Below are 25,980 nucleotides of genomic sequence, written 5' to 3' on the forward strand. Positions count from 1 at the left end.
GCGGCGGCCCGGCAATAAAAGCCGATCTTGCATGCAAAAAGCCCGGAGCAATTTGCCCCGGGCTTCTTGTTTATCCGTGCTGTTTCCCAGGGCTCAACGGCTCTTGAACTTGCGGATCTCGCCTGATTTCAAGCGTCCCATGTAGCTAACCATCTCTCGCTTCACCACCGGCATCAGGACATAGAGACCAATGATGTTGACGACGGCCATGGCGAAGATGGCCGCATCGGAGAAATCAATGACCGGGCCGAGATTGGCCGCGGCACCGATGACGACGAAGATGCAGAACATCACCTTGAAGACCAGCTCCTTGGACTTGCCTTCGCCGAACAGATAGGTCCAGGCTTTCAGACCGTAGTAGGACCAGGAGATCATCGTCGAGAAGGCGAAGAGGATCACGGCGACAGCCAGGACATAGGGGAACCAGCTGAAGGCGCTGCCGAAGGCCGCCGAGGTCAGACCAACACCAGATGCACCGGAAGCCGTTACAATGTTGCCATTCTCGACCATGTAGTTTCCGGTCGCCGGATCAATGACCAACTGCTGCGTGATGATGATCACCAACGCGGTCATTGTACAGATGACAACCGTGTCGATGAAGGGTTCAAGCAGCGAGACAACGCCCTCGGTGATGGGTTCCTTGGTACGGACCGCCGAATGCGCGATGGCCGCAGAACCAACGCCTGCTTCGTTGGAGAAGGCTGCGCGTTTGAAACCCTGGATCAGGGCCCCGACGAAACCGCCCGCGATGCCCAGACCGGTAAAGGCACCTTCGAAGATCTGGCCAAATGCCCAACCGACCTTGTCCAGGTTCATCAGGATGATGACCAATGCGGCCAGCACATAGAGAATGCCCATGAAGGGCACGACCTTTTCAGTCACGCTTGCGATCGACTTCAGGCCGCCGATGATCACGGCAAAGACCACACCAGCGAAAATGACTCCAGTGATCCAGCCCGGGTAATCACCAACGATGCCAGCGATCTGCTGGTGCGCCTGGTTGGCCTGGAACATGTTGCCGCCGCCAAGCGAGCCAAGGATACAGAAAACCGCGAAGAAGACAGCGAGGATTTTCCCGCCCGGAACGCCGCGTTCGGCAAAGCCTTTGGTGATGTAATACATCGGACCGCCGGAGACCGTACCGTCCGCATATTCATTGCGGTACTTCACGCCAAGCGTACACTCGGTGAACTTGGAGGCCATTCCCATCAAGCCCGCAAGGATCATCCAGAACGTCGCGCCCGGTCCGCCAATGCCGACCGCAACCGCAACGCCGGCGATGTTCCCGAGCCCGACGGTTCCCGAAAGGGCCGTGGCCAGAGCCTGAAAGTGGCTAACCTCCCCTGCATCATTTGGATCCGAGTAGTCGCCCTTCACGAGCGAAATCGCATGACCGAAGGCGCGGAACTGAATGACGCCGAAATAAACAGTGAAGATGGTGGCGGCGATGACCAGCCAGGCAACGATCCAGGGAAAGCTGGTTCCTGGAAAGGGACTAAAGATCAGGCTGACAAACCAGCCTGTTGACGCAGAAAACAACGCATTGACCTGCTCATCAATGGATTGCGCGACCGTTGGACCTGCTGAAAGCACAAGGGCCGCAGCGCCGAGTGCTACTTTTCTGATTGTTTGCATGACACCCTCTGGATTTTTCTTATGGAACGATGGTCACAGGCACGTCGGCATGCTGGGCAAGACTGCCGGCAACCGAACCAAACACGCGGGTCGACAGGCTGCTGTGGCCCGTACGACCAATGAAGATCTGGTCTGCACCACAATCGGTCGAAATGGACATCAAAGTATCGACGATGTTGCCATAGCGGATCACGCTTTCGACTGCGGCATGTTCAGATTTGATCTTCGCAATCAAGGGGCCAATCAATGCCTGTTCGGCACGCTTGAGTTCCTCGTTGCGCCGTTTGTGTCGCTCTTCAATTTCGGTGGGGGTCAAAAAAGAATAGGGAGACCATTCAAGTACATGCGCCACAACCAGAACTGCATCACAGCTCTTGGCCAGGGCTATGGCAAAGCGAATTGCACCCTCGGATGCCTGGCTGCCATCGTAGCCGACAACATATTTAACGCTCATAATTTGCCCCTTCCTGACAACTTTAACGAAGTCACGAAAGCACAATGTAACCGGACTGTCACCAATCCTTAATAAATCATGTAGAGTTACTTCTCTTGCTGCGATGCGAAACATTGGCTAAAAGTCGGGCAAATTGATTTGGATCAGAACATGGCACCCAGGCCAGATCGGCGCCATTTCCAAACTCTGCCGAACAAATTGAACGCAACCGAGTAGCGGTTGCCAAAAACAGATTGGAGTTGTCCTTGTCCGCACGCGCCGAGGCACCTGTCCCCGTCACATCGACCAAACTGACCCCGAACCGCATCAAGATCGAGCTTCTCGCAGGCCTGACGGTCGCGCTCGCATTGGTTCCCGAAGCCGTTGCCTTTGCCTTCGTTGCCGGTGTCAATCCGTTGGTGGGTCTCTATGCCGCCTTTTTCGTCGGCCTGATCACAGCCTGCTTTGGCGGCCGTCCGGGCATGATCTCCGGCGCGACCGGGGCGCTCGCCGTGGTGATGGTTTCCCTGGTCGCCCGGCATGGAGTTGAGTATCTCTTTGCAACGGTCGTGCTCATGGGGTTCATCCAGATCGCCGTTGGTCTTTTGAAGTGGGGCAAGTTCATCCGAATGGTGCCGCATCCCGTAATGCTTGGCTTCGTGAACGGTCTGGCGATCGTCATCTTCCTTGCCCAGCTTGGCCAGTTCAAGGTCGACGACGGCGCGGGTGGCCTGAGCTGGATGACCGGTTCCGATCTCTATCTGATGCTCGGCCTTGTGGCCCTCACGATGGCTGTCATCTGGTTCCTGCCCCGGCTCACAGGCGCGTTTCCGGCGCCACTTGCCGGCATTCTGGTGGTGTCGGCACTGGTTCTCGGCTTCGGCCTCGACACGCGCTCGGTGGGCGATCTCGCCTCGATCGCCGGCGGTTTGCCGGAGTTCCACATCCCGATGGTTCCCCTCACCTGGGAAACGCTTGAAATCATTCTGCCCTATTCGGTGATTCTGGCTGCCATTGGCCTGATTGAATCGCTTCTGACACTGAACCTTGTGGCAGACATGACAAACACCAAGGGCGGCGCATCTCGCGAATGCGTGGCGCAGGGTGCCTCAAACGTGGTGACCGGCTTCTTCGGTGGCATGGGTGGCTGTGCCATGATCGGCCAGTCGATGATCAATGTGAAGTCCGGCGCGCGGACCCGTATTTCGGGCATCGCTGCAGCCCTCTTCCTGTTGTCTTTCATCCTCTTTGCAGCCCCCTTGATCGAGCAGATCCCGGTCGCAGCGCTCGTCGGCGTGATGTTCATGGTCGTGATCGGCACCTTCGCCTGGACCAGCTTGAAGATCATGCACAAGATCCCGATGACCGACGCTCTGGTGATCGTGATTGTGACGTGCGTGACGGTGTATGCGGATCTGGCCATGGCGGTGGTCGTCGGCGTCATCATCTCCGCGCTCGCCTATGCCTGGAACGCTGCCAGTCGGATTGATGCGCGCACCGGTGTTTCCAAGGAAGGCTGGAAGGTCTACCGGCTGTCAGGTCCGCTCTTCTTTGGCTCCGTGACAGGCTTTCAGGACCTCTTCGACATCAACACTGATCCAGACGACGTTGTCGTTGATTTCATGGACAGCCGTGTTGTCGATCACTCGGGTCTCGAGGCCATTGACGCGCTCGCCTCCAAGTATGTGGCAGCCGGAAAGCGCCTTCACCTTCGTCACCTTTCGCGCGATTGCCAAAAGCTGCTCGAAAAAGCCGGCAACCTGATCGAGGTTTCGGTTCTCGAAGATCCGGACTATGAGGTTGCCGTCGACTATGGCGACAAGTTCGAGACACCACAGAAATCCAGCTGACTCTTTGAAAGGCGGGCCTTGCACGGCCCGCCTTTGTTCTTTGGCGCCCAGTGGCAAAGGCACCAGACACCTTTACCTGCAAGGGTTCTTCGGACGATACTCGCCCCGGCTCAAACACCGGACGGATTCGGCGACGTGAAATTGCGCAGACGCATCAAGCTCACACCAACCTTGACGATCGTCATAGGCGCCTTCGTTCTCGTGACGGCAGCACTTGTGCTCGTGGTCCAGGTCATCACGTCGGAAAAAATCGTCCGAACGCTTGGCGGCACCCTCGTCGACATCGGCATGGACGCGCTTCAGAGCGACTTCGCCTCACAGCTTGATGCAATCGAGGAACAGGCGGCGTTTACGGCCAGAGCCGTTATCGCCGGGTCGGTTCTCATCGATGACGTGGAGGAGCTTTCCACCTTCACCTACGGTGCTCTTGCCGGGACACCGCAGGCATCGCTTCTGATTGTTGCCTCGAGTGACGGCGACGCAGTTCAAGTTGACAGGGGCGCCGGCGATGGCGTGATCGTGCCGTTCAGGGCTCCTGCCGCGAAACTGCCGAACCTTGCCCCCCAGATGCAGAAAGCGAGAGACGCGACCGCGGGTTTCTGGACACCCGTTCAGTTCATCCCGGGGCGCGGCCACAGCTATGTCGCCTATGTCACCCCCATTCGAGATGGTGACATGTTTCTGGGAGCCGTGTTCGTGGGCGTTTCTCTTGAACGTCTCTCCGAGATTACCAAGCAGATCTCGACGGACGATCTCACTGTGTTTCTGACGTATGGCGCAGGCCAACTATTGGCGCACCCTCGCCTGGACGAGGTCGAGGATCAGCTTTCGCCCAACACTCCGCTGATCGAAATGACGTCCATCCCCGATACCTTCCTGGCGAACTTCGAGGATCATGAGCCACAAGATACTGAAGGCTATCATTTTACCGGCGAGATCGAACTCCTAGCCGGTTTTGATGCCTACGGTACCCGCCGGTTTGTTGTTTATGAAGACAGTGGCGAGAAATTTGGAACGCTGCCGATCAAGATTGGCGCCCATTTTTCCGCCAACGTCCTTGAACAGCCGCTTCATCTGCTCACGCGCTCCATTCTCATCGGACTTTTGCTCCTGGGCCTTTCACTTGTCGCAACAGGTTTTCTCGCCCACTACATCGCGCGTCCGATCAAGCGCGCAGCAGATGGCGCCCGCTCGGTCGCGCGGCTTGATTTCGACGCTGTCAAACCTTTGCCAGGAAGTGCCGTTCGCGAATTGGAAGATCTTGCAAACGGCTTCAACGCAATGCTTGGGGGACTGTCCGCCTTCATGCGCTACGTGCCAAAATCCCTCGTCAATCAGCTGATAGGGGAAGGACGAGCCGACGCTCCACCCGAAGAGCGGGAGCTGGCGGTGCTCTTTACCGATATCGTCGGCTTCACGACCTTGTCGGAGACCATGAGCACCGGCGAAATCGCGACGTTCGTCAACCAGCACCTTTCGCTGATCGGGGCCGAGATCGACGCACATCATGGCACCATCGACAAGTATATTGGTGACAGCGTCATGGCCTTCTGGGGCGCCCCGCAGCGCATGGATGCACCCGATATTCCTGCAGCCGAGGCCGCAATCGGCATTGCAAGAGCGATCATGGCTGACAACAAGGAACGTCGTAAAAACGGTTTGCCACCTGTCCGCATCCGCATCGGGCTACACAGGGGACCGCTTGTGGTCGGAGATATCGGCGCCATAGGCCGGGTTAATTACACGGTGATCGGAGATACCGTGAATGTGGCGTCCCGCCTCGAATCCCTTGGACGGGAGGTGGATCCGGACGCGGAGGCAATCATCCTGGCGTCCGGCGATATCGGAGCGCACCTTCCCTCATCGATCACTTATGATCGCCTGGGAGCTCACAAGGTCAAGGGCAAGGACGCACTCGTGGATGTCATCAGGCTAACCCCCTGACAACCGGACTCGTGAGCAGTCAGCGCGATGTCGATTCTGGTGGCAGGTTCCTAGATGACGTGTGATGCCAACGGCGCAAAGCCGTTGAAGCCGACACTCGAATAGGTGGTCGTATATGCGCCACAGGCCTCGATCAGCACCTTGTCGCCAATGGAAAGCGAAACGGGCAGCTCGTAGGGCGTCTTTTCGTACATGACATCAACGCTGTCGCAGGTCGGACCAGCCAGAACGCAAGGCGCTGTCACATCACCATCGCGCGGTGTGCGGATCGGATAGCGGATCGCCTCGTCCATGGTCTCGGCAAGACCGTGGAATTTGCCGATATCTAGATAGACCCAGCGGACCTCGTCCTCGGCCGACTTCTTCGAGATCAGCACGACTTCCGCTTCGATCAAACCAGCGTTGCCGACCATGCCGCGCCCCGGTTCGATGATCGTGGAGGGCAAACGGTTGCCGAAGTGCTTGGTCAGAGAGCCGAAAATGGCTTCGCCATAGCTCGGAACGCCGGGCACGTCCTTGAGATAGCGGGTCGGGAAGCCCCCACCCATATTGACCATTTTCAGCTCGATGCCGCGGAGCGCCATCTCCTGGAAAACGCCCGCTGCCATGGCGAGAGCGAGATCCCACGCGCCGAGGTTGGCTTGCTGGGAGCCGACATGGAAGGAAACTCCGTGTGCGGTGAGGCCGTTTTGATGGGCGTGTTCGAGCACATCGGGTGCCATGGCAGGGTCGCACCCGAATTTGCGCGAAAGCGGCCATTCTGCTCCGACGCCGTCGCAGAGGACGCGGCAGAAGACTTTGCTGCCGGCTGCAACACGAGAGATTTTTTCGACTTCTTCGACGCAATCGACCGCGAAGAGGCGGACGCCGAGCTGATAGGCACGCGCAATGTCACGCTCCTTCTTGATGGTGTTTCCATAGGAAATGCGGGCAGCGTCGGCGCCAGTGGCCAGAACCATCTCGATTTCGCCAACAGATGCACAGTCGAACGAGGAACCGAGGCTTTCCAGCAAGTTGAGGATCGCCGGATCGGGATTTGCCTTCACGGCATAGTAGACCGAGGTGTCTGGCAGGGCCTTGGCAAAGGTCTCGTAGTTGTCGCGCACGATATCGAGGTCGACAACAACACAAGGGCCGTCGGCATCACGTCGTCGCAAAAAGTCCAGAATGCGTTCGCTCATCGGGGTCGTCCCCTTCCAATTCATGAAGACCACGCCATTTCGTTTCCGGCGGGCCTCAGGTTCACGTCGCAGGGTGCTGAAAGTGCAGAGCAGCGGCCCCGGGATGGAACCGGAGCGCGGAATACGACTTGCAGCGACGGTTTGGCGATGCTGTCCTGAAAGACAACAAAGCTTTCCCGCGTCGGGAGTGCCGTTGATTGGATCGGAAGACCGAACCGCACGTCGGGCAAGGATGTAACAAGTGCCTCATCAGTGACGCCGGAGGTTGGAGACCCCAGCCGAGACCAAAAGGCCCTCTTACGTCGTTGCTTTAAGCCGTCCGGATTTGCTGCCCCGCCCCTTGGCGGTGTTATTTGGCAGCTACCCCTTAAGAGGCCTCCTTTTCAGGGACCCCATGAACGGCCTCGGGCACGTGCGAATTTGGGCAAGACGTAGATGCGATGAAATCCTGTCATGATCAAGGGGAAATTTGCATCGCGCGCATTTTTTTGAGTGGAGCTTTTCTGCTCGAAAGCCGAGAGACAAGGCAACGCCTTGAATGGTGCCGGGAGACTGGCCCAAAAGAAAAAGGGGCCGCGAAAACGCGACCCCTCTCATGATGAAAGCTGGAAACCTGCGGGGGCATCAGGTGGACCCGCTTTCATCTTGCTACGGCAAGCGGTTGAGCATCAGCCCCGCTGCTTGCGACCTTCATGGTCGTGATGGCCTTTGCCATGACGAGCCTTCTTGCCACGCTTGAAGTCCGCCTTGGTCACAACGTCATCGCCGTTGCGGTCCATACGCTCGACCAGATTGGCGCTGCGCTTGGCGTGTTCTTCTGCCGTGATGGACAGATCGCCATCGGCGTCGAGCTTCTGGAACATCCGAACGACGCGACCTTCGTTCATGGTCATCCAGATCGTGCTGAAGTCGGTCAGTTCAAAACCGCCGGAGCCATCGGTATCAGCCGATGCGAAGAGCTTGCCGCGGACATCTTCAAACTCGGCGCGGGTGACCTTGCCGTCCTTGTCGGTGTCGAGCATGGTGAAGATGTTCTCCATCATGCGGCCTCGCATTCCGCCTTTTCCGCCCTTGGAACCGTGCCGGCCTTCATGACCGCGCTTTTCCATTTCGTGACGCGGTGCATGTGCCTCGCGACCCTTGCCTTTTTCCTCGCCATCCGGGCCTTTGCCCTTACCGGCCTTCTGGTCAGGACCACGGTCGCCGTCTTCCTGGCCCATGCGCTTGCCCTGCTCAGGCTTGCCGCCACGCGGCCTGGACATACGCTCCAGCTCGCCGTTGCCGTCGCGATCCAGTCGCGAGAACATGCGATCGGTCATACCGTTGAATTCTTCGGTCGTAACCGTGCCGTCTCCATCCTTGTCGAGACGCTGGAAAACACGAACGCGCTGGCGGGAGGTCTTCTCTTCAAAGCCGGTCTTGAATTCAGCCAGGTCGATCGCGCCGCTTGTATTGGTGTCGCCTTCTGCGAACCGTTTGGCGACGACTTGGTCGACTTCAGCCTGGTTCACGACGCCGTCCGTGTTGACGTCAAAGCGTTCCATGAACTTCCGGCCCTGGTGACGGCCGCCTTTGCGTCCGTGCCCCATGCCGCGCCCCATTTCGTCACCGCCCATGCCACCGTTCATGGCATACTGGCCCTTCACCGGCGCCGGGCTTTCTGCCTGAACTGCGGTGATTGCAACGCTGGCGACGCCAGCGGTCAGGGCAGCGATTGCGATTTTCTTCATGGGTTTCATGATCTGTCAGCTCCTTGGTTGCTGCGTTGATGAACAGAACATAGGAACGACTTGTCGCAAAAATACGGGCCAAAACAGCGACAAGTGTCGCGGTGTGTGCCGGTTGGCGGGCGGGTTACATCTTGTTACAAGATTGCGCTGTCCGACCGCAGAATTCACTTTAGCTATATGACAAGAGCTTTTCCGACGTTGGCAAACAAATGCCGGCATCGGACCATGAGGACCAGGGCAGACTTCCGGAGACCCACTTGAGCGAACCCAGCCCCCACATTCTGGTCGTAGACGATCACCGCGACATTCGCGAGACCCTCGCGCGCTATCTCGTAAAGAACGGCATGCGTGCGACGACCGCGGAAAGCGCCGCCCATGCCCGCAAGGCGCTCAAGGCAGCGTCCATCGATCTGGTCGTTCTCGACATCATGATGCCGGGCGAGGACGGCCTGTCGCTGTGCCGCCATCTTGTCGAAGGCAGCTCCCTGCCCGTCATTCTCTTGACGGCCATGGCCGAAGACACCGACCGGGTCATTGGTCTTGAGATCGGCGCTGATGACTATGTCACCAAGCCCTTCAACCCGCGTGAGCTGCTTGCGCGGATCAGGGCAGTTCTGCGCCGAACCAGTGCGGTGCCCAAAGAGCGTGACCCGCTTGAAGAAGAGAAACTGGCATTTGAAGGCTGGACATTGAACGTCCCCAAGCGGGAGCTGATCGACCCGGAAGGTGTCGGCGTTTCCCTGTCCAGCGGCGAGTTCCAGCTGCTTTGTGCATTCCTGAAGCGGCCGAAGATGGTGCTGAACCGCGATCAATTGCTGGACCTGACCACCGGCCGCACGCCAAATGTATTCGACCGGTCGATCGACAACCAGGTTTCAAGACTTCGCCGGAAGATCGAGAGCGATCCCAAGAACCCGACCCTTATCAAAACGGTCTGGGGCGGAGGCTACATGTTCACATCTGATGTGGACGGAGTTCACGGATGATCAGATGGATCACAGATCGACTGAGGGCGACGAGCCTCGGCACTCAGCTTGTGGGCCTCTTGTTGCTCGCGGTCGTCGCCGCCCAGATCATCAGCATCTGGCTCTTTCATGACGAACGTAGGCTCGCGCTCCTTGAGGTCGCGCGGGACAATATCCTGATGCGGTCAATTTCGATGGTCCAGCTTCTGGAAAGCACGCCGACCACATATCATGCGAAGATCCTGAAGGCTTCGAGCAGCCGGTTCACCGCCTTCTGGACAAGTGAAGAACCAGTCGTCAAGGAAGACGCCGATACCCAGACCGAACAGCGTCTCGAGACCTATCTTGGCAGCCGGTTGACGCCGGACCGTGAGGTTCACCTGGACCTGCTTGCGATTGGCCATGGCAAACAGCCGAACCGCCAGAACGCCGACCCGTCACAAGTCAAACGCGATTTTCCGGCACGTTTGAAGCGGCTTGCGAAACGGCAGGTCGATCTTGTTCTATCGATTCAGCTCGCTGACCATGGCTGGCTGAACGTGGCGACCGACTACAAGCCGCCGCCCCGGACCTTGTATCCCTTGCTGGTGCAGATGGCGCTCACAATCGGCGCGATCTTTGTCATCGTTTTCCTGGCGGTCCGCCGTGTGGCCAAGCCCCTGCGCCATCTCGCCGGCGCAGCTGAAAAGCTTGGCCGCGGCGAGGACCTGCCCGCATTGACCGTCGAAGGTCCTAGCGAAGTCAGGGCGGTGACCCGGGCGTTCAACGAGATGCAGGACCGCCTCACCCGCTTCGTGTCGGATCGCACCAGGATGCTGGCGGCGATAAGTCATGATCTGCGGACTCCGATCACGTCGCTCCGCCTGCGCGCCGAATTCATCGATGACGAGGAAAATCGCGAGAAGATCATCGAAACGCTCGATGAAATGAGCCAGATGACGGAAGCGACGCTAGAATTTGCGCGTGACGAGGCGAACAAGGAAGATGCGGTCCGCACGGACCTCACCAGCCTTTTGGAGAGTATTGCCGCTGACCAACAAGATCTCGGCCATGCCGTTTCGGTCTCGGACGGCGACAGGATCATCTTGTCCTGCCGACCGCTTTCCCTCAAGAGAGCGATCCGAAACCTGATTGAAAACGGCATCCGTTATGGCGAAAGGGTCGAAGTCACCATCGCACGCGATGACAGAAAAGCCGTCATCCGGTTCCGGGACTTCGGTCCGGGTATTCCGGCGGCGCGGCTGGCAGATGTGTTCGAGCCGTTCGTTCGCCTGGAGGAGTCACGCAGCGAGGAGACGGGCGGCATCGGACTTGGCTTGTCCATTACGCGCTCCATCATTCATGCGCACGGCGGCGAAATCACGCTTCGGAACCATCCGGACGGCGGCCTGGAAGCAACGGTTCGGCTTCCCGTCGAACCGTCTCCCTGATGGCCACGAGGCCCTAAAGCACAACGCAGCTGTCGCTTGGGGCCTCGTCCCGCTCAGTCATGCCGTAGTCGCGAATAACGCCGGTGACACGGAGCCGGTAGTCCTTGAACAAGACATTGCGGCCTGCTGTTTGCGCCTTGCGATGGGCCATGACATTTCGCCAGTCACAAAGGGCCTTCTCGTCGCGAAAGACCGAAAGAGACAGCAATTTTCCAGGTGTGGTCAGGCTTTCGAACCGCTCGACTGAAATGAAGCCGTCGATCTCCTCGAGAACCGGGCGCAAGCTGGCAGCGATGTCCAGATAGCGTGCCTTGTGCTCCTCATGTGGGTATACTTCGAAAATCACGGCAATCATGATTGACCTTCTTCCGGTGCCATTTGGCTTGGTTGCGGAGATGACGCGAGCTTGAGGAACGTCCTGTCCTCTCTCAAGAGAAATTTCTCACGCTGCGCAAATTCATAGTTCTCCCGGCCAAGCGGATCCTCCGACAAGCGCTTGCGATATGCCTCATAGGCGGCAAGGCTCTCGATGTTGTAAACGCCGTAGGCCAGAGTGCTCGAGCCTTCATGCGGCGCATAGTAGCCGATGAGGTCGGCCCCGCAGCGGGGGATGGCGACGCCCCAGTTACGGGCATAGGTCTCAAAAGCCTCCCGTTTGGTCGGATCGATGTGGTAGCGAATGAAACAGGTGATCATGGCGGTTCTCCATTGCGTTCGAGATCGCATCTCAATGCCATGTTGAAGACGCACTATGCTTCGACTAGGATCGAAGTATGAGAGACGGACCTGATATTGCCCTCATCGGCTCGCTGATTGGCGACCCTGCCCGCGCGAACATGTTGACCGCGCTCATGAGCGGCAAGGCACTAACGGCCAGCGAGCTTGCTGCGGAAGCAGGCATAACGGCTCAAACGGCTAGCTCTCACCTGGGCAAACTGGCCAATGCCGGACTGATCAACCAGCGCAAACAGGGGCGTCATCGTTACTATGTGCTGTCCGATGACGATGTTGGCCAGGCACTCGAAAGCCTGATGGGCCTGGCGGCCAGGAAGGGCCATTTGAGGGTGCGCACAGGCCCCAATGATCCGGCGCTGCGAAAAGCAAGGGTCTGCTACGATCATCTGGCAGGCGATTTGGCCGTGCGCATCTATGACAGCCTGCTCTCGCACAACCATGTTGCGCCTGCGGATGATGGTGGTCTTCGTCTGACCGAAAGCGGTCATGCCTTTTTGCAGTCGTTTGGCGTCAATCCGGCACAACGATCGCGATCCCGCAGACCTGAATGCCGGTCCTGTCTCGACTGGAGCGAACGGCGTTACCATCTGGCAGGCTCCACGGGCAATGCAATCTACGTGAGGCTGCTTGAGCTTGGCTGGGCGCAGCGCCTGGAGACATCCCGCGTGGTCCAGTTTTCCACCGCTGGCGAAAAGAGCCTGGTGGCCCAGTTTCCGCTCCTGAACGGCTAACAGCTGCAGAATACAAAAAACCCGGCACAAGGCCGGGTTCTTGAGTTTGAACGAATGCGTCCGATGGGACCCAGGCATTCGAGCGCTCTATCCTGACTTGAAGTCAGCTGTTCTTGTTTTTGTTCACTTCCGAAAGGAAGCGATAGAGCTTTTGGGGAAGCCATGGCAGGCGGTCACGATTGAAGTCCTGACGATGGTTCACCAGCAGTGTTCGGGCGGTATGCACATTCATTTTCGGTCTCCTTCAACTTCTTTTTTTCGTTTTGTTCGACCTTACTCCGTATAATATGCGCACTTTGTGCACTTTTTCAAGGCGTACCTGGTGCACTTTTCAATTATTTTTCTGCTCGTTTGTCTGAAAGCTGACGTTAAGCGCTGCTACGAAAACAGCCTCCACACTCAATGCGTGAAGGCTGCAAAAGTTTCAAAAAATCGGCTCAGACCGGAAGGCCCGATCAGGCAGCGGTCTTCGCCTTGAACTCGATCCGGCGCCGATGCAGCACCGGCTCGGTGTAACCGTTGGGCTGTTCAGTGCCCTTGAAGACAAGGTCGCACGCGGCCTGGAAGCCAATGGAACCGTCAAAATCCGCTGACATCGCCTTGTAGAGCGGATCACCCGCGTTTTGCTCATCGACAAGCTTGGCCATGCGCTTCATGGTTTCCATGACCTGATCTTCGGTACATACGCCGTGGCGCAGCCAATTGGCGATATGCTGCGACGAGATGCGCAGTGTTGCGCGGTCTTCCATCAGGCCGACATTGTTGATGTCAGGCACCTTGGAACAGCCGACACCCTGCTCGACCCAGCGCACCACATACCCAAGGATGCCTTGAGCGTTATTGTCGAGCTCCGCCTGAATATCTTGCGCAGACCAGTTTGGGCGGGTTGCGACCGGTACGGACAGGATGTCCTCGAGCTTCGCAGCCTCGCGGGATTTCAGCTCGGCCTGACGCTCCGCGACATTGACCTTGTAGTAGTGCATGGCGTGGAGCGTGGCGGCGGTCGGTGACGGCACCCAAGCCGTGTTCGCGCCTGACATCGGATGGCCGATCTTCTGCTCCAGCATCGCTTCCATCAGGTCCGGCATGGCCCACATGCCCTTACCAATCTGGGCGTGGCCCGGCAGGCCGCAGGCAAGACCGACGTCAACGTTGTTGTTCTCGTAGGCGCTGATCCAGGTGGCGGCCTTCATGTCACCCTTTCGGATCATCGGACCAGCTTCCATGGAGGTGTGCATCTCGTCGCCAGTGCGATCCAGGAAGCCTGTGTTGATGAAGAACACGCGATCCCTGGCGGCGCGGATGCATTCCTTGAGGTTGACCGTCGTGCGGCGCTCCTCATCCATGATGCCCATCTTGAGAGTGTTGCGGGCCATGCCCAGCGCATCCTCGATCCGGTCAAACAGTTCAACCGCGAAGGCGACTTCTTCCGGGCCGTGCATCTTCGGCTTGACGATATAGACAGACCCGGCGCGGGAGTTCGTGTGGCGGCCGTTCGGGCCGATGTCATGCAGGCCGATCAGCGACGTGATCATACCGTCCAGAATGCCTTCCGGCACCTCGTTGCCGTCCTTGTCCAGCACGGCGTCGATGGTCATCAGGTGACCGACGTTTCGGACCAGCAACAGGGAGCGGCCATGTAAGGCCACCTCACCGCCGTCCGGGGCTGTGTAGACACCATCCCCGTTCATGCGGCGGGTGATGCTCTTGCCGCCCTTCTCGAAGGTCTCTTCCAGATCGCCTTTCAGCAGGCCAAGCCAATTGCTGTAAACAACAACCTTGTCTTCGGCGTCGACAGCCGCGACTGAATCCTCGCAGTCCATGATGGTGGACATGGCAGATTCCAGAATGACGTCGGCAATGTGAGCCTTGTCTGTCTTGCCGATCGGATGTTCTGCCTTGATGACGATTTCCAGATGCAGCCCATTCTTCGATAGCAGTACCTTGGACGGCGCGTCTGCCTCCCCAACATAACCGACAAATTGGGCCGCATCCTTCAGAGCCACGGCTCCTGAAGAGGTCGCAACTTTCAGGGCGGCGCCCTCTACTGACAGACCGGTGATGTCGGACCAGGAACCGCTGGCCAGTGGAGCGCTCTCGTCGAGAACCTTGCGGGCATAGGCTATGACTTCTGCGCCGCGGGCCGCATCGAAGCCACCGGCCTGCGGCTTCGAACCCATGGCGTCCGTACCGTAGAGCGCGTCATAAAGAGAACCCCAGCGGGCATTGGCGGCGTTTAGCGCATAGCGGGCGTTCATCACCGGAACGACGAGCTGGGCCCCGGCAACAGTGGAAATTTCAGGATCGACGTTATCCGTCGTGACCGAGAACACCTCGCCCTCTGGCACAAGGTAACCGATTTCAGTCAGGAATGCCTTGTAGGCTGCCATGTCCGGCACCCCAGGATTGGCCTTGTGCCAGGCATCGATCTTGGCCTGAAGGTCGTCGCGCCTGGCAACCAGGGCACGGTTCTTGGGAGCGAGGTCATGAACGATTGCCGAAAGAGCCGACCAAAAGGAGGCTTGCTCTACGCCGGTTCCCGGCAACGCCTTGTCATTGACGAAGTCATATAGTTCCTGTGCAACCTGAAGGCCGTCTGCGTCAATGCGCGCCGTCATATCCCTGTCTCCTTGTTCGCTCAGTCTTTTCGATCATTCGATCGTGTTCTGGCTTTTCGATCATTCGATCTTTTTTTGGTCAGCGAGACGGGTGGTTCTCGCAAGCACGCGATCCCACCCATCGATATCTTCTTTTTCGCGGGAACGGCCTGCTGCGTCAATCCAGCGAGGACTGCAAGTACCTTTTCTATTTTGGAAAAGATAATTTTTATTTTCTCCTAACAACTTAGTTCGGAACCCTTATCAAATGCGCTTGCAACACTTCGCTATTTCTGCGAAGCCGTTCAGGCGGCCGTATTCCGCCGCCAGCTGCTCCGACATTCACGCCAACCATTTCCGGTAATCCCATGAGCTTCGCCACCACGCTCTTTCGAGGCTATATTTTCGGCAATGCCACGCTGCTTTTGATCCTCACGACCTTGATGTGGGGCGGCAACACCGTGGCCGGTCGGCTTGCGATCGGCGATGTCTCTCCCTTGGCGGTCGTGGCGCTGCGCTGGATCATCGTCAGCGTAGTCATGATCAGTCTGACCCTGCCAAAGCTCAAGGCGGAAATGCCTCTCATAAAGGCTCATCTGGGCCGTCTGTCGCTGATGGCCATCTTCGGCTTTACGGGCTTCAACTCGCTCTTTTACATCGCGGCCCATCGCACGACGGCCGTGAACCTCGGGATCATTCAGGGCTCAATGCCTGTTCTTGTCCTGATTGGCGCCGTGCTGGCCTTCGGAGTCCGGGTGCGGCCCTTGCAGGTCGTCGGCATCCTGATCACGCTTGCCGGTGTGGCAATGGTCGCAGCTCAAGGAGACCTGGACGTCCTGCTGCATCTGTCGATCAATCCCGGCGACGGCATCATGCTGATCGCCAGCCTGTTCTATGCGGGCTACACGCTTTCGCTTCGAAACCGCCCGCAGGTCTCGGGCATGGTTTTCTTTGCCGTCCTATCCGTCGTGGCCGCACTCACCTCCATTCCCGGACTGTTCTACGAGCATTCCATTGGCACTCTTCAATGGCCGACGTTTCAGGGCTGGCTCGTGGTCCTCTACATTTCGCTTTTCCCGTCGAGCCTTGCCCAGATCTTTTTCATGCGCGGCGTCGAGCTGATCGGGCCCGCACGCGCTGGCGTCTTTATCAATCTGGTGCCGATCTTCGCAGCAGGCCTCGGCATTTTGATCCTGGGCGAGCCGTTTCATGCCTATCACGCAGTTGCCCTTGTCATGGTGCTGGGCGGCATCTGGCTGTCAGAGCGAAAGAGCGAAAAAAAGTAATAAATTCCAAATCATAATGCCATTTGCCTCGCAATTGACCCACCGCGGCCTTGGCATTACCGCAAGGGCTTGGCAAATTAGCGGATATGGAAACACCGATCATTGTTGCGGCCTTTGCCGGCCTGCTTGTCACCATTTCCCTTTTGCAACCACTGGCCAGAAAGCTCGGGCTTTCTCCCAGCGTGCTTCTGGCTATGGTCGGCACCCTGATCGGTATCGCGGCGACCTATCTTCTCTACACGCCGCGCACTGACGCCTTCAACGACCTTGCCCTCGTCTTCGTCGATCCACCGATCGATTCAGAAAAGATCCTCTATATCTTCCTTCCGATCCTGCTGTTTCAGACCACTTTGACGCTCGACGTCCGGCGGATCTTTGAGGACATCGGCCCGATTTTGGTAATGGCGATCGTGGCAGTCTTTGTCGCCACCTTCTTCATCGGGTTCGCGCTTTATCCGCTTGCAGGTTTCTCGCTGGTAACTTGCCTTTTGCTTGGCTCGATCGTCGCGACCACGGACCCGGTCGCGGTGGTCGGCATTTTCCGGGACATCGGCGCGCCTCCCCGTCTTGGACGTATCGTCGAGGGTGAAAGCCTTCTGAACGATGCGGCCGCGATCGTGCTCTTTGTCATCCTGCTCGGCATCCTGACCGGCACCCAGTCGCCTGATGCCGGCGAGGCGGCAATCGCCTTTTTGAGATCCTTCATCGGCGGGGTGATCGTCGGCACATTGATGGCCCGCGCCTGCGTCATGGCTCTGCCGATCATGCGCGATCTGCCACTGGCGCAAGTGACGCTCAGCCTCGCCCTGCCCTATCTCATTTATGTCATATCGGACCAATTCGCTGATGTTTCGGCCGTGGTTGCCGTTGTCGCCGCCGGCATCGTGTTCAACCTCTATGGTCCCTCCCGTATTGCGCCCAGGAGCTGGACCTTCCTTCAAGATGTTTGGGAGCAAATCGCATTCTGGGCCTCGTCACTGATCTTCGTGCTGGCATCGATCATGATCCCGCAGCTGGTCGCCGGCTTCACGGAGCTTGATATTCTTCTCCTGCTCATCCTCGTGGTTGCCGCCCTTGCAGCCCGTGCGGTCGTGATCTTTGGCCTCTTGCCGATCCTTTCAGTCCTCAAGGTCGGCGAACGTGTCAACGTGAAGTTCAAGACGGTGATGCTTTGGGGTGGCATGCGCGGCGCCGTCACGCTGACGCTCGCTTTGAGCGTTTCGGAACATGCTGCCCTGAGCGACGAGATCTCGTCCTTCGTCACCAAACTGGCCACGGGCTTCGTGCTGTTCACGCTCCTTGTCTATGGCTCCAGCCTGAAGCCTTTGATCAAGCTGCTGAAGCTGAACCGGCTGTCGCCGCGTGATGAAGCTCTCAGAAACCAGTTCCTCGTCCTGGCCCTTTCGGACGTCCGACAGGGTATCACCGAAGCTGCCGAAGACTATCATATTGCGCCCGAACTGTCCGAGCGGGTGACAAGCATCTATGAAGAGCGCACCAAGAACGCGTCGGAATCCTCGGTATCGCTGAAGGACCTCAAGGACAAGGAGCGCGTCATCCTGGGCCTCGTTGCGCTGGCCGACCGGGAACGCGAGCTGGTGCTCAAGCACTTTCACGAGAAAACGATTTCCAATCGCGCCGTCTCCAAACATCTGGCGGCGGCCGGACGGATTGGCGACCTCACTAGAACCGAAGGTCGTGCCGGCTACAATCGGGCGACCCGTGCGCCGCTGCAATTCGGTCTTCGCTTGCGCTTCGCTCAGTGGCTGCATCGCAGGCTGAAAATCCAGTGGTTTCTATCGAACCAGATATCGGACCGGTTCGAATTCCTGCTGGTCAGCCGGATCGTCGCGGGGGAGCTTATTGCGTTCAACCAGCGGCGGATCCGGCCTCTGGTCGGAGATCGCGTCGGCGGCATTCTCAATGACACGCTCTGTGCCCGGCGCGAAGAGATCCTGCGCGCCGTTGAGGCCCTTCGATTGCAGTATCCGGACTATGCCGATGCGCAGGAAGTGCTTTTCCTCCGCAACACCGGCCTGCGGCTGGAGGAGACGGCCTACGCCGATGCGCATTCGCAAGCGCTGATCGGAGCCGAACTTTACAATGATTTGACAGGGGAACTTTCAAACGCCCGATTGAAGACCCATCAGCGACCCAAGCTCGATCTTGGCATGAGGACCGAAGACCTTCTTGCGCAACATGTGCTGTTCTCGAGCTTGAGCGACGCCCGGAGGCGAGCTATCGCCAAATTGATGCGGCCCAGATTCGCCATTCCCGGAGAGAAGCTGATCCAGATGGGCGACAAGGGCGACACGGCCTTCTTTATCTCTTCCGGTGCTGTCGAAGTGCGGACCGCGAACAGCTCTTTCAGGCTTGGGCGCGGCGAGATGTTCGGGGAAATCGCCCTGATTACGGGCAGGCCGCGAAGCGCGGATGTAAAGGCGCTTGGCTATTGCCAGCTGCTGACGCTTTCGGCTGCGGACTACCGGACGCTCATGGACCAAGCGCCCGACATCAAGGCTCATATGGACAGTCTCTCGTCACGGCGTCAAAGCATCAATGCTGGTAACGGCCTGGAAGCCGACGCCGGCGAAGGTGCAGACACGACGGCGACCTAGAAACCCAACGTGTCCTGTTCCGCTGAGACCTACCCTGCCGTGGTGCAGATGACGGACAGAGACTTGAGCATGGCCGCCTCAGCGCCGAAGCAACATGCGTGCAGCGTGAAAAAACCGACAGAAAGAAGCGTGCCCGTCGCAAGTGCGCCAAGCAACCAGGGATCCTGACGGATTTCTTCCAGGATATTATCGGCCTCAAGTTCCTGTGACAGCGCTGCCTGTGCGTATGCGCTCATTGTATTCCCCTCCACTCAGTGACAAGAGATCAGGCGCATGGCGCCTGATCAAATGATCGTCAGGCGTCTTCTTCCGCCGTGTTGTCCTTCTTGCCGAACATGCCCGACAACCAACCTTTTTTGTCCTCGGCCTGTTTTTCGTCAGCTCCGTCTCCAGACTTATTTGGCGCAACGGTTTCGCCAAACGTCTTGAAGAACTCCCCGGCGAGACGCTTTGCGGTCGAGTCGATAAGCCGGGAACCGAGCTGTGCAAGCTTGCCGCCGATTTGCGCATCGACATCATAGTGAAGAATGGTCGCGTCCGGACCATCTTCTTCCAGACGGACAACCGCTCCTCCCTTCGCAAAGCCGGCAACACCGCCGGAGCCTTCCCCGACGATGCGATAGCTCTCTGGCGGATTAAGATCCTCCAGGGTGACCTTGCCGCCGAACTTGGCCTTGACCGGGCCGACCTTCAGCAGAACCTTGGCTTCCATTTCCGTATCGGAGTGCTTTACCAGCTCCTCACAGCCAGGGATGCAGGCCTTCAAGACATCCGCATCGTTGAGTGCCGCCCAAACGGTCTCGCGCGGAGCCTCGATGCGTTGGCTGTCTTCCATTTTCATGAGAAATTTCTCCAGTTTTCTTGAACGTCAGGCGTAAGCGGTTTCATTCACATTGCCGCGCTGGTCTTTGCGGCGGATGCGAAGAATTTCGGCGAGGATGGAGAGAGCGATCTCCTCAGGTGTAATCGCACCAAGGTCAAGCCCGGCGGGAGCCTTTACCCGGTCAAGCGCTGCCGGATCGACGCCCTCGGCCAGCAACTTGGCCCTTAAACTTTCAGCCTTCCTGTGACTTCCGACAAAAGCCACGTGCTCGGCCCCGACAGAAACAGCGGCCTTGAGCGCCGCCTGATCGCCGCGCCCCTGTGTCGCCACGACGAGATAGCGACACGCGGTTGTCTCAACAGGAAGAGCATAGCCTTCAATGCGTTCATTGGCGGCGGCAAAAGCGCCCTGATCCTCGGACGGTGCACAAACGGTGAGATCGAAACCGACGCGCGGTCCGAGATCGGCAAGGGCAATCGCGACCGGGCTGGCTCCAAGGATCACGAGAGACGGACGCGGCAGAACCGGCTCGACGAAAATATCCATGGTTCCCTGGCTCGGACACATGTTGCTGGCGAAACGGATGCCGTCCTTTTCCTCCCCGGCGGCAACACCGCGATCCTTGAGAAGCTCCTCCGGCTGAATGGAAACCAGACGCGTTTCGCCGTCTGCCAGAGCTTCGCGTGATGCCTTGAGCACAGCCCCACGGGCACAGCCGCCGCCGATCCAACCGCCTGCGATCGAGCCATCGGCACGGATCACCGCTTTCGCACCGGCCTTGGCGGCGGTGACGGAAATCGTCCGAACGACTGTCGCGAGGCTGAATGGCTCGCCGGCGCGCCGCAGTCGGCTCATGAGATCATGCAGATCCTCGTTCTCTCGTTGAGGCAAATCGAGGCTTTGGGAAGGTGTCATCGGATTGTCCTCACAGCTTCGCGAGATAGGGTTCGAGAGCGGCCAGGCTGTCCAGATTGTGTGCCGGTGCAAACAGATCAACGTGGGGAAGAGCAGCGGACATGCCCCCTGCCGTCGGCTCGTATCCCTGCCATCCGATCAAGGGATTGAGCCAGACGATGCGCTTGCACCTCCGTCGCAGTGCGGCCATTTCAGCACCAAGCTGCTGCGGATCGCCGGTGTCATAGCCATCGGACAGGATCATGACGCACGTACGAGAATGAATAACCCTTGCCGCATGCCAGCGATTGAACTCGGCGATGGCCTCGCCGATCTTGGTGCCTCCGCCGACGCCCTGCGCCATCAGCCCCATACGATCGAGCGCTCTTGCCGCATCGCGTTCGCTCAACGCCGACGAGACATGCACGAGACGCGTGTGGAACAGAAACGCTTCTGCCTCGCGGAAATTGTCTAGAATACCGTGAACAAACCGAGTGAAGACACCGGTGTAATTGTTCATCGACCCGGAGGCATCAAGAAGCACGACCAGACGCAACTGACGCTCCCGTGGGCCCTTTCGGATCAATTCGATTGGTGTGCCGCCGTGCGAGATCGAATGACGAATGGTCCGGCGCAAATCAAGGCGTGGGCCCTTACGTTTTTGCCGATCACGACGGGTCAGCCGAACCCGCATGGAGTGTGCGAGACGTTCGGCGAGCTGATGTGCCCGTTCCATGGCCTCTGGGTCGTGGATCTTTCGGAAGTCGGTCTGACCAAGATTGTCCGCAATGCTTGCGCCCTCGCGCTTCGCATCGGTCTCGGCCTCGCTGTCTTCGTCTTCCTCCTCGCCGGCCGTCCGCTCGACATCCCCAGCGGGACCGTCGGTGGTTTGAACGCTCGCATCAGTCAACTCGCGGATCGTCTTTACGCCCTTCTTGGGACTATCGCCGACGCTCTTGATCGCCCCCTTGAGGCCCTTGGCAAACCAGTAGGCGTCGAAGATCTCGTCAAAGGCCTGCCAGTCCGAACGGCGCCCGCAGAACAGTGCCCGGAAGGCACCCTTCAGCTCGTGCGGCCGAGAAGACAGGTGAGATCTGAGCAACGCAAGCGCATCATTTGTTTCTGCCAAGCCGACCTTGAACCCGCTGTCACGCAGCGAACGCACGAAGCCTGCAAGCCGCATGCGCAATGCGGCGCCGATGTCATCGCGGGTTTCAAGGACAAGGGCGGCCATGTCAGGCCACCTTGCCCAGGAGCCGGTCGGTCACATCCTTGGTGACACGTGCCTGGTCTTCTCTAGTCTTCAGCACGCAAGCCAGCGTTTCAAAGACGAGCTCACGCTGATCGTGCAAATTGTTGCGACCACCAAGACCAATCAGCGCCGATGCCCAATCTATGGTCTCGGCAACCCCGGGCACCTTGGCAAGGTCTTCCTTGCGCAGGTTGCCCATCAGTTCCGCGATTTGCAGCGCCAGCTTGGCATCGAGGCCCTCGACACGGCTGAGCAGGATCCGCGCCTCACGATCAGGAGCCGGATAGTCGACATAGTGATATAGACAACGGCGACGCAAAGCATCGGAGAGCTCGCGCGTGCCATTGGAGGTTAGAACGACACGGGGAATGCTCCTCGCCTCGACCGTCCCGAGCTCCGGGATAGACACCTGATAGTCCGACAGGATTTCGAGGAGGAAGGCTTCAAACTCCTCATCAGCGCGGTCAATCTCGTCGATCAACAGAACCGGGGCCTTGTCCTGCCGGATGGCCGCCAACAAGGGCCGCTCCAGCAGGTATTTTTCAGAAAACACCGCCTCCTCGATCGCATTGGCGGTTTCGCCGGAGCCTTCATGGGCCTTGATCGCAAGGAGCTGGCGTTGATAATTCCATTCGTAGATCGCATCCGAACGATCCAGGCCTTCATAGCACTGCAAGCGGATCAGATCGGTGTTTTCGAGCTTAGCCAAGGCCTTGGCAACTTCGGTCTTGCCGACGCCAGCCTCGCCCTCAAGAAGCAATGGCCGCTTCAGCATTTCAGTCAGGACCAGCGCTGTCGCGAGACCTTCATCTGCCACGTAGCCGGTTTCGGCCAGTGCCGTCGCCAGTTGCTGCTTGGTTGTTGTCATGGGACTGACTTCATCGTCACAGAGTGATCATCGGGGCGGAGCAACCGGCCGCGGGTCAAACCCGCGACCGGTGACTTCAAACTCAGCCGTGTGCGCCCAGGTTCTTGGCGACCTGCCAGACACGCCACGCATCATGCGGCATCTGTATGTGGATCGAGCCAAGGAAGCCAAACGCATCGTTGACCGCGTTGGAGAAGGCCGGGACACCTCCCACATTGGGGCTTTCGCCAACGCCCTTTGCACCAATGGGGTGATGCGGGCTTGGTGTCACCGTGTGGTCTGTCTCCCAATGCGGGGTTTCCACCGCAGTTGGCAGGAAGAAGTCCATAAAGGACGCTCCCATGACATTGCCCATCTCGTCGTAGCTGATTTCCTGACCCATCGCGATGGCGAAGGCTTCAGTCAGGCCGCCGTGGACCTGCCCTTCAATGATCATCGGATTGATGCGTGTTCCGCAATCATCCAAAGCATAGAAGCGACGGGTTGTGGCAACGCCAGTGTCGACATCAATATCCATGACACAGAAATAAGCGCCGAAGGGATAGGTCATGTTGGGCGGGTCGTAATAGGACACCGCCTCAAGGCCCGGTTCCATGCCGGGGGGCGGTGCGTTATAGGCCGCCCAGGCGATCTCCTTCATCGACTTGCGTGCTTCCGGATTGCCTTTCACCTGAAACCCGTCGATGTCCCATTCGAGATCGAACTCCGAGACTTCAAGCATATGCGCTGCGATCATCTGCGCTTTCGCACGGATCTTGCGGGCGGCAAGGGCTATGGCCGCGCCTGCAACCGGTGTCGAACGCGAGCCGTAGGTCCCAAGCCCATATGGTGCAGTGTCCGTATCACCTTCCTCGACCATGATGTCCGCTGCCGGAATACCGATCTCGGTTGCAATGATCTGAGCCCAGGTGGTTTCGTGACCCTGGCCCTGGGACTTGCTGCCCATGCGAGAAATCACGGACCCGGTGGGATGAATGCGGATCTCCGCACTGTCGAACATGGCCACGCCAAGAATATCGCAGTTCTTGGAAGGGCCAGCACCGACGATTTCGGTGAAGAAGCAGACGCCGATACCCATGATTTCCCGGGTTTCGCCGCGCTTGAATGCTTCCTGCTTGGCCTTTTGTTCCTCGCGAAGCCCGCGGTAGTCGATGGCATCCATGGCCTTGTGCATGGCGGTATGATAATCGCCGCTGTCATACTCCCAGCCGAGGGCCGAGTTGTAGGGAAACTGCTCCGGCTTGATAAAGTTCTTCAGACGAAGGTCGGCAGGATCCATCCCAAGCTTTTGCGCCAGAACATCCATACCGCGCTCGATGCAGTATGCTGCCTCGGTCACGCGGAAGGAGCAGCGATAGGCCACACCGCCCGGCGCCTTGTTGGTGTAAACACCATCGACGGAAAGATGCGCGACCGGGAAGTCATAAGACCCCGTAACGATGTTGAAGAAGCCTGCAGGCCACTTGCTCGGATCGGCGCAGGCGTCGAAGCCACCATGGTCACCCAGAACGTGAACCTTGAGGCCGGTCACAGTGCCGTCCTTCTTGGCCGCGATCTCGGTGGTCATGTGATAGTCACGTGCAAAGGACGTGGTGGAGAGGTTCTCCATGCGGTCCTCAACCCACTTCACAGGCTGGCCGGTCACAATAGAAGCGACGATCGAGCAGATGTACCCCGGATAGGCACCCACCTTGTTGCCGAAGCCGCCGCCGACATCGGGCGCAATCACATGGATCTTGTGCTCGGGGATGGTCGAAAGCAGAGAGGCGACCGTGCGAATGACATGAGGCGCCTGGAAGGTACCGTAAAGGGTCAGCTCACCTTTCACCTTGTCCATGGCCGCAAGGCACTGGCAGGTCTCCAGCGGAGATGGGTGTGTCCGGTGATAGGAGATCATCTCCTTGACCGTGACCTCGGCCTCGGCAAAGGCCTTGTCCGTTGCGTCTTCATCACCAACCGACCAATTGAAGATGTGGTTGTGATGCTTACGCGGTCCGTGCGCACCTTCCATCTTGCCTTCCAGATCCGGCCGCAGCACCGGCGCATCGGGGTCCATCGACTTGAACGGATCGATCAGGACAGGCAGTTCCTCGTACTCGACCTCGACCAGCTGGATCGCGTCGTCGGCGATATAGCGGTCTTCGGCGACGACGAAGGCGACTTCCTGGTTCTGGTACAGCACCTTGCCGTCGGCCAGAACCATCTGAACGTCACCGGCCAATGTCGGCATCCAGGCCAGGTTCACACCCTTCAGGTCTTCCGCAGTCAGCACCGCGATCACGCCAGGTATTTTCAGGGCCTCGGTCGCATCGATCTTCGTGACCTTGGCGTGGGCGTAGGGAGAGCGGACGAAATCGCCATGCAGCATGCCGGGCATCTTGATGTCGTCGACATACTTGCCCTTACCCTGGGTGAAACGAATGTCTTCAACGCGCTTGCGCTTGCAGCCCATGCCTTCGAGGGCGGCTTCGCGCTGTTCCCGTGACGGGGTCATGTCATTCATTCTGCAGCCTCCTGATAGTCACGGCCGTTCAGCTTCGCTGCGGCGTATTGGATGGCCTTCACGATGTTCTGATAACCGGTGCAACGACACAGGTTGCCCGCAATGCCAAAGCGAATTTCCTCTTCGGTCGGATCCGGATTTTCCTGAAGCAAAGTATGCGCACGGGTGATCATGCCAGGCGTACAAAAGCCGCACTGCAGCCCATGCATCTGGCGAAAGCCTTCCTGGAGCGCAGACAATGTGCCGTCCGCGTTTGCCATACCCTCGATCGTGGTCAGCTCCGCGTTGTTCGCCTGGGCGGCAAAGAGCGTGCAGGACTTGACCGACATGCCGTTCATATCAACGGTGCAGGCGCCGCAATGGGACGTCTCGCAGCCGATGTGCGGGCCGGTCAGGTTCAGGTCCTCGCGCAAAAAATGGATCAGAAGCGTACGTGGCTCAACGAAGCGCTGCACCTTCTTGCCGTTGACGGTCATCGTCACCGGGATCTGTTCAATCTCGCTCA

The 25,980-nt window shown here is 58.5% G+C and carries 22 protein-coding genes; 7 read left to right on the top strand and 15 right to left on the bottom strand.

Features of this window, described 5'->3' with window-relative positions; all coding sequences use genetic code 11:
• Nucleotides 1-93 precede the first annotated feature (93 nt).
• Both ABJZ52_RS14995 and ABJZ52_RS15000 read right to left on the bottom strand, forming a co-directional pair.
• Nucleotides 94-1,635, bottom strand: coding sequence for an alanine/glycine:cation symporter family protein (locus ABJZ52_RS14995; protein WP_348187657.1), 1,542 nt, complete (start codon nucleotides 1,633-1,635; stop codon nucleotides 94-96).
• 19 nt (nucleotides 1,636-1,654) lie between these two features.
• The gene (locus ABJZ52_RS15000; RefSeq protein WP_348187659.1) at nucleotides 1,655-2,089 is read right to left on the bottom strand and encodes a universal stress protein; all 435 of its coding nucleotides are present in this window, start codon (nucleotides 2,087-2,089) and stop codon (nucleotides 1,655-1,657) included.
• Between the two features lie 245 nt (nucleotides 2,090-2,334).
• On the opposite strand from ABJZ52_RS15000, the gene ABJZ52_RS15005 reads away from it, so the two are divergent.
• Together ABJZ52_RS15005 and ABJZ52_RS15010 are read left to right on the top strand one after the other, a co-directional pair.
• The gene (locus ABJZ52_RS15005) at nucleotides 2,335-3,918 is read left to right on the top strand and encodes a SulP family inorganic anion transporter (protein WP_348187662.1); all 1,584 of its coding nucleotides are present in this window, start codon (nucleotides 2,335-2,337) and stop codon (nucleotides 3,916-3,918) included.
• A 135-nt stretch (nucleotides 3,919-4,053) separates the two neighbouring features.
• Complete coding sequence (locus ABJZ52_RS15010; protein ID WP_348187665.1) at nucleotides 4,054-5,862, top strand: adenylate/guanylate cyclase domain-containing protein; 1,809 nt, start codon at nucleotides 4,054-4,056, stop codon at nucleotides 5,860-5,862.
• A gap of 50 nt (nucleotides 5,863-5,912) precedes the next feature.
• Here the strand turns inward: ABJZ52_RS15010 and ABJZ52_RS15015 are convergent, their stop codons facing one another.
• Both ABJZ52_RS15015 and ABJZ52_RS15020 read right to left on the bottom strand, forming a co-directional pair.
• On the bottom strand, nucleotides 5,913-7,043 hold the full coding sequence (locus ABJZ52_RS15015) for a type III PLP-dependent enzyme (RefSeq protein ID WP_348187668.1): 1,131 nt from the start codon (nucleotides 7,041-7,043) through the stop codon (nucleotides 5,913-5,915).
• Nucleotides 7,044-7,711: 668 nt separating this feature from the next.
• Nucleotides 7,712-8,782 carry an EF-hand domain-containing protein gene (locus ABJZ52_RS15020; protein WP_348187670.1) on the bottom strand — a complete coding sequence of 357 codons (1,071 nt, stop codon included), beginning with the start codon at nucleotides 8,780-8,782 and terminating at the stop codon, nucleotides 7,712-7,714.
• A gap of 248 nt (nucleotides 8,783-9,030) precedes the next feature.
• Between ABJZ52_RS15020 and ABJZ52_RS15025 the strand changes: the two genes are divergently transcribed.
• Both ABJZ52_RS15025 and ABJZ52_RS15030 read left to right on the top strand, forming a co-directional pair.
• Nucleotides 9,031-9,759: a response regulator gene (locus tag ABJZ52_RS15025; RefSeq protein WP_348187672.1), complete on the top strand. Its 729-nt coding sequence runs from the start codon at nucleotides 9,031-9,033 to the stop codon at nucleotides 9,757-9,759.
• Nucleotides 9,756-11,168 (top strand): ATP-binding protein, encoded by a 1,413-nt coding sequence (locus ABJZ52_RS15030; protein WP_348187673.1) that lies wholly within the window; start codon nucleotides 9,756-9,758, stop codon nucleotides 11,166-11,168. The genes ABJZ52_RS15025 and ABJZ52_RS15030 overlap by 4 nt, the downstream gene beginning before the upstream one ends.
• Before the next feature lie 13 nt (nucleotides 11,169-11,181).
• On the opposite strand, the gene ABJZ52_RS15035 is transcribed toward ABJZ52_RS15030, so the two are convergent.
• On the bottom strand, nucleotides 11,182-11,523 hold the full coding sequence (locus ABJZ52_RS15035; protein ID WP_348187675.1) for an antibiotic biosynthesis monooxygenase: 342 nt from the start codon (nucleotides 11,521-11,523) through the stop codon (nucleotides 11,182-11,184).
• The gene (locus ABJZ52_RS15040; RefSeq protein ID WP_348187678.1) at nucleotides 11,520-11,864 is read right to left on the bottom strand and encodes an NIPSNAP family protein; all 345 of its coding nucleotides are present in this window, start codon (nucleotides 11,862-11,864) and stop codon (nucleotides 11,520-11,522) included. Before ABJZ52_RS15040 ends, ABJZ52_RS15035 begins: the two co-directional genes overlap by 4 nt.
• A gap of 77 nt (nucleotides 11,865-11,941) precedes the next feature.
• Here ABJZ52_RS15040 and ABJZ52_RS15045 point away from each other — a divergent pair, with 77 nt between their 5' ends.
• A complete protein-coding gene (locus tag ABJZ52_RS15045; protein ID WP_348187681.1) occupies nucleotides 11,942-12,634 on the top strand; it encodes a winged helix-turn-helix domain-containing protein in 693 nt (230 codons plus the stop codon).
• 103 nt (nucleotides 12,635-12,737) lie between these two features.
• Here ABJZ52_RS15045 and ABJZ52_RS15050 read toward each other — a convergent pair whose 3' ends face one another.
• Together ABJZ52_RS15050 and ABJZ52_RS15055 are read right to left on the bottom strand one after the other, a co-directional pair.
• Complete coding sequence (locus ABJZ52_RS15050; RefSeq protein ID WP_348187684.1) at nucleotides 12,738-12,866, bottom strand: hypothetical protein; 129 nt, start codon at nucleotides 12,864-12,866, stop codon at nucleotides 12,738-12,740.
• 223 nt (nucleotides 12,867-13,089) lie between these two features.
• Nucleotides 13,090-15,252 carry a malate synthase G gene (locus ABJZ52_RS15055; RefSeq protein WP_348187686.1) on the bottom strand — a complete coding sequence of 721 codons (2,163 nt, stop codon included), beginning with the start codon at nucleotides 15,250-15,252 and terminating at the stop codon, nucleotides 13,090-13,092.
• A 347-nt stretch (nucleotides 15,253-15,599) separates the two neighbouring features.
• Between ABJZ52_RS15055 and ABJZ52_RS15060 the strand changes: the two genes are divergently transcribed.
• Together ABJZ52_RS15060 and ABJZ52_RS15065 are read left to right on the top strand one after the other, a co-directional pair.
• Nucleotides 15,600-16,517, top strand: a complete 918-nt coding sequence (locus tag ABJZ52_RS15060) for a DMT family transporter (RefSeq protein ID WP_348187688.1) — start codon at nucleotides 15,600-15,602, stop codon at nucleotides 16,515-16,517.
• A gap of 86 nt (nucleotides 16,518-16,603) precedes the next feature.
• A complete protein-coding gene (locus ABJZ52_RS15065; protein ID WP_348187690.1) occupies nucleotides 16,604-19,135 on the top strand; it encodes a cation:proton antiporter in 2,532 nt (843 codons plus the stop codon).
• Between the two features lie 29 nt (nucleotides 19,136-19,164).
• Here the strand turns inward: ABJZ52_RS15065 and ABJZ52_RS15070 are convergent, their stop codons facing one another.
• The 7 genes from ABJZ52_RS15070 to ABJZ52_RS15100 all read right to left on the bottom strand — a co-directional run bounded on the left by ABJZ52_RS15070 (nucleotide 19,165) and on the right by ABJZ52_RS15100 (nucleotide 25,972).
• Complete coding sequence (locus ABJZ52_RS15070; protein ID WP_348187692.1) at nucleotides 19,165-19,371, bottom strand: hypothetical protein; 207 nt, start codon at nucleotides 19,369-19,371, stop codon at nucleotides 19,165-19,167.
• 59 nt (nucleotides 19,372-19,430) lie between these two features.
• Nucleotides 19,431-19,976 carry a carbon monoxide dehydrogenase subunit G gene (locus tag ABJZ52_RS15075; RefSeq protein ID WP_348187695.1) on the bottom strand — a complete coding sequence of 182 codons (546 nt, stop codon included), beginning with the start codon at nucleotides 19,974-19,976 and terminating at the stop codon, nucleotides 19,431-19,433.
• A 27-nt stretch (nucleotides 19,977-20,003) separates the two neighbouring features.
• Nucleotides 20,004-20,873 carry an XdhC/CoxI family protein gene (locus ABJZ52_RS15080; protein WP_348187696.1) on the bottom strand — a complete coding sequence of 290 codons (870 nt, stop codon included), beginning with the start codon at nucleotides 20,871-20,873 and terminating at the stop codon, nucleotides 20,004-20,006.
• Between the two features lie 10 nt (nucleotides 20,874-20,883).
• On the bottom strand, nucleotides 20,884-22,086 hold the full coding sequence (locus ABJZ52_RS15085) for a VWA domain-containing protein (RefSeq protein ID WP_348187698.1): 1,203 nt from the start codon (nucleotides 22,084-22,086) through the stop codon (nucleotides 20,884-20,886).
• Between the two features lies 1 nt (nucleotide 22,087).
• On the bottom strand, nucleotides 22,088-22,972 hold the full coding sequence (locus ABJZ52_RS15090; protein WP_348187700.1) for a MoxR family ATPase: 885 nt from the start codon (nucleotides 22,970-22,972) through the stop codon (nucleotides 22,088-22,090).
• Between the two features lie 82 nt (nucleotides 22,973-23,054).
• Complete coding sequence (locus ABJZ52_RS15095) at nucleotides 23,055-25,475, bottom strand: aerobic carbon-monoxide dehydrogenase large subunit (protein ID WP_348187703.1); 2,421 nt, start codon at nucleotides 25,473-25,475, stop codon at nucleotides 23,055-23,057.
• A complete protein-coding gene (locus tag ABJZ52_RS15100) occupies nucleotides 25,472-25,972 on the bottom strand; it encodes a (2Fe-2S)-binding protein (RefSeq protein WP_162858371.1) in 501 nt (166 codons plus the stop codon). Before ABJZ52_RS15100 ends, ABJZ52_RS15095 begins: the two co-directional genes overlap by 4 nt.
• Nucleotides 25,973-25,980: the final 8 nt, after the last annotated feature.

Origin of the sequence: Roseibium sp. (genome assembly GCF_039982295.1) — a bacterium.
GTDB lineage: Bacteria > Pseudomonadota > Alphaproteobacteria > Rhizobiales > Stappiaceae > Roseibium.